The organism is Anaerotignum sp. (assembly GCF_045122575.1).
Classification (GTDB): Bacteria; Bacillota; Clostridia; order Lachnospirales; family Anaerotignaceae; genus Anaerotignum_A.
Genome location: NZ_JBGVHV010000156.1, coordinates 22,073 through 29,885 on the forward strand (window position 1 = coordinate 22,073; position 7,813 = coordinate 29,885).

A 7,813-nucleotide genomic window follows, 5' to 3' on the forward strand; every position below is an offset into this window, starting at 1 on the left:
TTTTGGGGTGTTTTTATGGATTTTTCATTAAAAATAGAATATGTTGCGCTGATTTTGAATTGTGTGCTGCTGTTCTTTTATTGTGAAAAGAATATGCACCTGAATTTTAAAAAGAAATGCTTTCTGGCGTGTCTTGGACTGTCTTTATTTTCTATTCTGGTAAATATTTTGTCAGTCTTGACACTGGGGAAAGTATCTGACGAAATGAGCTTTTTCCTGAATGCGCTGTATTATCCGATGATCATGGGCAACGCTTCCATGCTGGCATTCTTCCTGTTCTTCCTTATGTTTGAACATGTGCCCCAGAGAAAATGCAGCAGGATCGCCTATAGTATTATCAGTACGTTTCTGCTGATCGTAGTGATTCTGACGATCGCCAATTTCCGAACAAACTGTCTGTTTACAGTGGAAAACGGGATCTATACCAGAGGCTCTCTGAATGCGGTAGGCTATGTGGGGGTAGGGATTGAGCTCTGTTTGCTGGTAGTCTGCTATTTTAGAAACAGAAGATATATCAGTGCGTCCTTGACAAGGCTGATCGAAATGCTGCCCATTGCAATTTCTGTTCTGATCTGCATTCAGCTGGTCAACAGAGATATCATGATGAATGGGATCATCAGTGCAATGGCAAATCTGATCCTGTTTATTATCAGCCAGTCCAGCCGCATGGAGCAGGATTCTGTAACAGAACTGAAGAACAGATCCGCATGTATTGCAGATATCAACGGAAAGATCTGTAAAGGGGTACCGTTCCAGTTTATTACTGTAAATTTAAAGGATTTTACTGCGGTAAACCGAAAATTTGGCCATAGGACAGGGGATGAATTTCTCTATCAGCTTGCCCGTTATCTCGAAGCGACCTTTCAGGAGGGGATGGTTTACCGTGTAGGCGGCGTGGAATTTGTGGTGCTGTTGCCTTTTGTATCCAAGGAGTACGCTGTTCATTGCTGTGAGGAAATATATTGCAGATTTCAGAATAAATGGCAGGTACAGGATGTGGAATATGCGCTTCGTGTCGGTATCTGCGATATCATCTGTGAGCAGGGTACGCAGAGTGCAGCCCAGTTGATCGAGCAGATGCAGTTTGCGCAAGTGATTGCAAAAGAAAAAACGGAATCCTGTATCCTTCATTTTGACGAAAGGGTGCGGGAAAATCTGGAACGGAGAAAATATCTGATCCGCCGTATGAAACGAGCCATGAAAGAGGATGCTTTTGAGATGTATTTCCAGCCGATTTACAGCTGGAAAGAAAACGCGTTCTATTCCATGGAGGCACTGCTTCGTCTGCGTGATGAGGACGGTACATTGATCTCTCCGGCAGAATTTATTCCGGTGGCAGAGGAAGTGGGGATCATCGATCAGATTGGATGGATCGTACTAGATAAAGTCTGCGCCTTTATGAGCGGCCACCCTGACTTGGAAATGCGCACCGTTTCTGTAAATATGTCTATGCAGCAATTTATGAGTAAAGGTTTTGCGGATCAGGTGGAAGCCTGTCTGCAGAAATATGCATTGTCTCCGGATCGTCTCCGTATCGAGATCACAGAACGAATGATCTCTGAAAACCCGCAGCGCACAAAGGATACCCTGCGACAGCTGACGGAAAAAGGGATCCAGTTCTATCTGGATGATTTTGGGATGGGATATTCCAATTTTGCAGGGGTTCTTTCTCTGCCGATCGAAACCATCAAGCTGGATCTGACACTGGTACAGGGTGCCTTTGAATCGAAGCGAAAACTGCTTGTGCTGGAAAATCTGGTTGCAATGCTGCGCAAAGCGGGATACAGCGTGGTGGCCGAAGGGATCGAAACAGAAGAACAGGCAAATACGCTTCGTATTTTAGGTGCAGACCGTTTGCAGGGGTTCTATTACCACAGACCGATGCCGGAAAAAGAAATCGTCAGATTATTCCAAAAATAAAAAGAGCCGAAAGGCTCTTTTTTATTTTATGACCTGATCTTTGATTTTCAGTTTTCCTTCGAATCCCTTTTCGTGGTCGGCAAAGGTAGAACGGCGGACAGTATTTTTCCCGTATTTCAGCCGAAGGGCATCCATGGCGGCATCGGCCTTTTTCTGTTTGCTCCAGTCTTCTTCCAGAATGGAAAGCTGGACACATTCCTCCGTGCAGAGTTTGCCTGCACGAACGCCCAGCAGCCGCAAAGGCTCTTTTTTCCATGCCTCGTCAAAGATCTCCTTGGCGGTTTCATAGACGGCATTGGTGCAGTCGATAGCGTTCATCAGCTGTTTCTGATGGGAATAGACCTTGAAATCGGCGGATTTGAAGGTGACGGCAATTTCCAGTGCACAGCATTTATGCCCCCGCAGGCGCATGGAAACTGTTTCCGAAAGGGCAAGCAGGATCTTACAGGCGGTTTCTCTGTCGGTGACATCAAAGGAAGTGGTGGTGGAATTGCCAATGGATTTGATCTCTTCTGCTTCTGCTTCGGGAATGACAGGGCTGTCATCGATGCCGTTGGCATAGGCATGCATCATCCTTCCGTAGCTTTTGAATTCCTTTTCCAGCAGAGGAAGGGGGAAGTTTGCCAGATCACCGATAGTATGGATCCCCATCTGATGCAGGCGGGGAGCGGTACGGCGGCCAACCATGAATAATTCTTCAACAGGCAGAGGCCAGAGTTTTTCTTCGATTTCTTCCGGAAAGAGGGTGATGAGCTTGTCGGGCTTTTCCAGTTCGCCTGCCATTTTTGCCAGGATCTTGTTACAGCTGACACCGATATTGACGGTGAATCCCAGTTCTTCTTTGATCCGCCGGCGGATCTTTTCTGCCGTTTCCAGCGGCGGCCCCAGAAGTTTTTCCATGCCGGTATATTCCAGAAAGCCTTCATCGATGGAGAACTTTTCAATGCGGTCAGAATAATCACTGAGCAGTTCAAACATCTGTTTGGAATTCTGGGAATACAGAGGGAAATCCGGCGGAACGCAGACCAGAGAAGGACACTTGCGTAATGCCATGGCGATGGGTTCCCCTGTGGTGATGCCATATTTTTTGGCGGGAGTGGATTTGGCCAGAACGATCCCGTGGCGGCTTTCGCTGTCTCCGCCGACGATGGAGGGAATGGTGCGCAGATCGGTTTCGTCGCCTTTTTTCAGGCGGTCTGCGGCTGTCCAGCTCAGAAAAGCACTGTTTACATCGATATGAAAAATGATACGGCTCATATTTTCTCATCTCTTTCTGAAAATGCGAATAAGTGTTCTGGTCTTATTTTAGCAGAAAAAAGATTTCTAATCAATCCCACATTGAAAGAAAGATCGTTCTCTTTTATAATGAAGAAAAAGAATGAAAGGAAGCGTGCTTCATGAAATATAAAAGAACTATCGGCTGTATCTGCGCAGGACTGCTTTTCGGGGCGTTCCTTTATTGGCAGGATAACGGCCTGATGCTGACAAAAATGACCTATCAGGGGGATATTCCTCCTGCTTTTGAAGGGTATAAGATTCTTCAGGTGGCAGATCTTCAGAATAAGGTTTTTGGCAGGGAGCAGAAACCACTGCTGAAGAAGATCAGAGCAGCTGAACCTGATGTGATCATGATGACGGGGGATCTGCTGGACAGGCATGAAAACAGAACAGACGTAGACAGTGCCATGGAATTGATCGATGCCATCGTGGAAATTGCGCCTGTGTATTTTGTTTCCGGCAACCACGAACACCAGAGTGGCGAATGGGAAGTGTTGTTGGAACGGCTGGTAGCATCCGGCGTAACAGTGCTGGAAAACGGAAAATCCATTATTGAAAAAGACGGGGAAACGATCACCATCCTTGGGCTGGCAGATAAAAGCGTGAATCAGTACTATGATAAAATGCTGCATACGCTGATGGCAGGGCAGGAGGATAGCTTTAATATCCTGCTTTCCCACCGACCGGAACTGTTTGAAACCTATGTAAAGGAAAACATTGACCTTGCCTTTACGGGTCATGCCCATGGCGGTCAGATCATCATTCCCTTCCTGCGACAGGGGATCTTTGCGCCCCATCAGGGCTTCTTCCCGAAATATACAGAGGGGATGCACGAAAAGGATGGCACGGTGATGGTGGTCAGCCGCGGCTTGGGCAACAGCAGCTTCCCTTTCCGTATTTTCAACAGACCGGAATTGATCGAAGTGACCCTGACTGCGAAATAAGGCTGTACGGAAAAATATTTTTATGTTAAAATAAACTACTGAATATTAACGAAGAAAGGAGGATTCCCAATGAATCCCATCGTAACATTTGAACTGAACAACGGCGGTATCATCAAAGCCGAACTGTATCCTGAAATTGCACCCAACACAGTAAACAACTTCATCTCTCTGGTGAAAAAAGGTTTCTATGACGGCAAAATTTTCCACCGCGTGATCCGTGGCTTTATGATTCAGGGCGGTTGTCCCGAAGGCACAGGCATGGGCGGCCCCGGCTACCATATCGCAGGTGAATTCAGCTGGGCAGGCTTCAAAAATGACCTGAAACATACACCCGGTGTACTGTCTATGGCTCGTTCCATGCACCCTCACAGTGCAGGTTCCCAGTTCTTCATCATGCACGAAACAAGTCCTCATCTGGATGGCCAGTATGCGGCATTCGGCAAAGTGACAGAAGGCATGGATGTGGTAAATCAGATCGCTGCAACAAAAACAAACAGACAGGACAGACCTGTGGAAGATCAGATCATGGTAAAAGTAACCGTTGATACTTTTGGTGTGGAATATCCCGAACCTCAGAAAATGTAATATAAATTGAGAAAATACAGCCGACGGAGCAGAAACCGTCGGCTGTTTCCATGAGAAAGGAAATTGCAGGGAGGAAGATTTTCCTTTTCGTTATGTTCGTTTTATGTAAAAAAATTTCTCTTGCATTCCATTGGGTTTTATGATAGTATATTCAAGCAGTTGATATGCGCTTGTGGCGGAACTGGCAGACGCATCAGACTCAAAATCTGACGCTGGTGACAGCGTGTGGGTTCGAGTCCCACCAGGCGCACTGCAAAAGGGGATCTTGGAAACAGGATCCCCTTTTTTTATGAAAAAATTTCAGAAAACGCTTATTTTCTTTTCAGAAAAAACAGAAATTATTCATAGGTCATTCACATTTTGTTCAAATTACTGATGTATAATGACACCATACGAAAAATAAATCAGATTTATCGAAAAGATTCTGATGATCAGGAGGAAAGCCTATGTTGGATTTTGAAGATGTAACTCCAAGAAAAAAGGATGTTGAACATAAAGAAGAACAGACAGAAGAAATGAAAGAGATCATTTCCGAAACAGCAGAAGCCTTTGCGGAAGAAGAGATGAAGGCGGAAAATGATGCTGATACAGAAGAAGTTTCTCCCGAAGGGGCCGAGGCCTCCGCGCAGGAAGAAATCCCTGAAAAAGATCCTCAGCCTTCTGTCAGAGAATATCACTATGAGGAGCAGGTAAAAAAATCTCCGAAAAAGAAAAAAGGATGGGCAAGATTCGTTGCGGGCTGTCTCATTGTCGGGATTGCCGGCGGCGGCAGCATCGGCGCGGGCTATTCCCTGGTGGATCACCTGATGACAGGCAGAAATGCAGTCAGTGGCACACCTGTGGGAACACCAAAAACATCCGATGGAGAAATCTATTCTTTTACAGAGATCATTAAGGCTGTGAAACCTTCCGTGGTAAGTGTATCTACTAAAATTTCCGGTATGACCAGCTACTGGGGTGCATTCAGCGTTCCCTTCGAATCTGAAGGCGCAGGCAGCGGTGTGATTTTTTATTCCGATGACAGCAAGGTAGCCATTGCGACCAATTACCATGTGGTTGAAAATGCGAATACGATCTATGTTACTTTTGAAGGAGATATCAGCGTACCTGCCAAAGTGATCGGCACCAGAAGTGAATCTGATCTGGCAGTGCTGACAGTCAGCTGGAAAGATCTGAACGATGCAGGAATCAAACAGGTGACAACAGCCGTATTCGGTGATTCCGATGCACTGGAAGTGGGCAGTGAAGTCATTGCCATTGGTAATGCCATGGGTATGGGGCTTTCTGCTACAGATGGGATCATCAGCATGAAGGAACAGACCATCAATGTGGACGGCAACAATCTGGGCGTACTGCAGACCAGCGCAGCCATCAACAGCGGGAACAGCGGCGGCGCATTGGTAAATGCCAGCGGGGAAGTGATCGGGATCAATACCGCAAAATATAATTCTGCCATGGTAGAAGGGATGGGTTATGCGATCCCCAGCAATTACATCAAACCCATCGTGGAAGAACTGCTGAAGACAGGCACGCAGCCCAAGCCTTATATCGGCATTATGGGCACCAATATCACAGAAGAAACTGCACCGCAGTATAAACTGCCCGTAGGCGCATTGGTTCTGGAAATTACAAAAGGCGGCCCTGCGGAAAAAGCAGGTCTGCAGGTAGGGGATGTGATCACTCAGTTTGATGGAAAAACGGTGATGGATATGGATTCTCTGGCGGAAAAAGTGAATGCAGCAAAGATCGGCAGTACAGTGGATATGTATGTCATCCGTGATGGAAATACGGGTGTGGAACTGAAAATTCAGATTGAAGATAAAAATAGTTGATAAAGATAGAAACCATCGGTATGACCGATGGTTTTTTGCTTAAATTGACAATACAATGGATATTGTACTATAATAAATACAAATTAGGGCTCTGAATAATGGAATAGAGGGGATAATTATGAAGAAACAATTTTTGGCTTTTGCATTGAGTGGCATGCTGGCTTTTTCTGCGTTGGCAGTACAGCCCGTACAGGCTGCGACACCCATGCCTGAAGAAGGTAGTGTTGCATATTCCTATGTATGGGATTCTGGCGGGGGTGTTTCTGTCGTCAATGATCATGATGAACTGTGGTTTTACTATCTGAAAAAGGATAATGTAACGCTTCATCGTCAATTGGACAGCAGTCAGACCAGATGTCTGATGACCGGTGTGAAAATGGTTGCAGAAGGAAACAATAATGTGATGGTGCTGAAAAAAGACGGTACCCTCTGGACATATTATTATTCTGATTATGAAAAGAAGATCATGGGCCCTCTGAAACTGATGGATAATGTGGAAAAGGTCGTTGAAAATGGGATCTACCATTTTGGTGTGCTGAAAAAAGACGGTACATTATATGATATTGAACCTGATATCATGAATCACAGCGATAGGGTCCTGAGTGCAGCGGAATATTCGACGAAAGTTCTGAACACAGGCGTTGCCAATGTCTGTGCTGATAATTATTATCTGAAGGGAAATGAAGTATGGTATTTCTGGGGCGGCACGACAAAACTGGAAAAAACACTTCCATTTTCTGATGGTGAAAGCATCAACGTTTATAGTAATGCCTTTTTTGTTCTGACAGAAGATGGTGACCTTTGGAGCTGGGGGAACAATGGAGGAGGCCTGCTGGGTAATGGCGGCCAGTATGACAGTTATGGTAATATCCTTTATGTAGGTGGTTTGAAGGAAGGCTGGACAGGGCTTCCCACCAGAAACGAAAAGCCCATGAAGATCCTGGAAGATATTGAACGGGTATGGGCAGAAAGCATTCCTATTTATGCTGTTGAGAAAGATGGTACCACATGGGTATGGGCTGATGGTGAAGGCAATCGGGTTTATGTCTATGCTGATGGTACAATTGGTGAGACAAAACATACAAATAATACAAAAGGATATATCCCCAGAAAAACAACAGCAACAGAATGGAAATGCTACCCGAATTTACAAGAAACAGTATTCCGTACAGATGGTACACTTTGGATAGAAAGATCTGGTGTGCCAGGTGACGAAGTGCTTATTTATGTTGGTCGTTGGATGGGCACAGAACC

General features: G+C 45.5%; 5 protein-coding genes, 1 tRNA gene and 1 pseudogene. 6 read left to right on the forward strand and 1 reads right to left on the reverse strand.

From position 1 onward, the window contains the following. Nucleotides 1-15 precede the first annotated feature (15 nt). Entirely contained in the window at nucleotides 16-1,920 is a 1,905-nt protein-coding gene (locus tag ACJMLT_RS07590) for a putative bifunctional diguanylate cyclase/phosphodiesterase (RefSeq protein WP_405728925.1), read from the forward strand. Between the two features lie 21 nt (nucleotides 1,921-1,941). On the opposite strand, the gene ACJMLT_RS07595 is transcribed toward ACJMLT_RS07590, so the two are convergent. Beyond that, entirely contained in the window at nucleotides 1,942-3,177 is a 1,236-nt protein-coding gene (locus ACJMLT_RS07595; RefSeq protein WP_405728928.1) for a DNA polymerase Y family protein, read from the reverse strand. 140 nt (nucleotides 3,178-3,317) lie between these two features. On the opposite strand from ACJMLT_RS07595, the gene ACJMLT_RS07600 reads away from it, so the two are divergent. The 5 genes and pseudogenes from ACJMLT_RS07600 to ACJMLT_RS07620 all read left to right on the forward strand — a co-directional run. Beyond that, nucleotides 3,318-4,142: a metallophosphoesterase gene (locus ACJMLT_RS07600; protein ID WP_405728931.1), complete on the forward strand. Its 825-nt coding sequence runs from the start codon at nucleotides 3,318-3,320 to the stop codon at nucleotides 4,140-4,142. A 69-nt stretch (nucleotides 4,143-4,211) separates the two neighbouring features. Next, nucleotides 4,212-4,727 carry a peptidylprolyl isomerase gene (locus ACJMLT_RS07605; RefSeq protein WP_405728934.1) on the forward strand — a complete coding sequence of 172 codons (516 nt, stop codon included), beginning with the start codon at nucleotides 4,212-4,214 and terminating at the stop codon, nucleotides 4,725-4,727. A gap of 166 nt (nucleotides 4,728-4,893) precedes the next feature. Beyond that, nucleotides 4,894-4,977, forward strand: a tRNA-Leu gene (locus ACJMLT_RS07610). Nucleotides 4,978-5,173: 196 nt separating this feature from the next. Next, a complete protein-coding gene (locus ACJMLT_RS07615) occupies nucleotides 5,174-6,559 on the forward strand; it encodes a S1C family serine protease (RefSeq protein ID WP_405728937.1) in 1,386 nt (461 codons plus the stop codon). A gap of 118 nt (nucleotides 6,560-6,677) precedes the next feature. After that, a pseudogene (locus tag ACJMLT_RS07620) lies at nucleotides 6,678-7,813 on the forward strand (hypothetical protein); the annotation flags it as partial.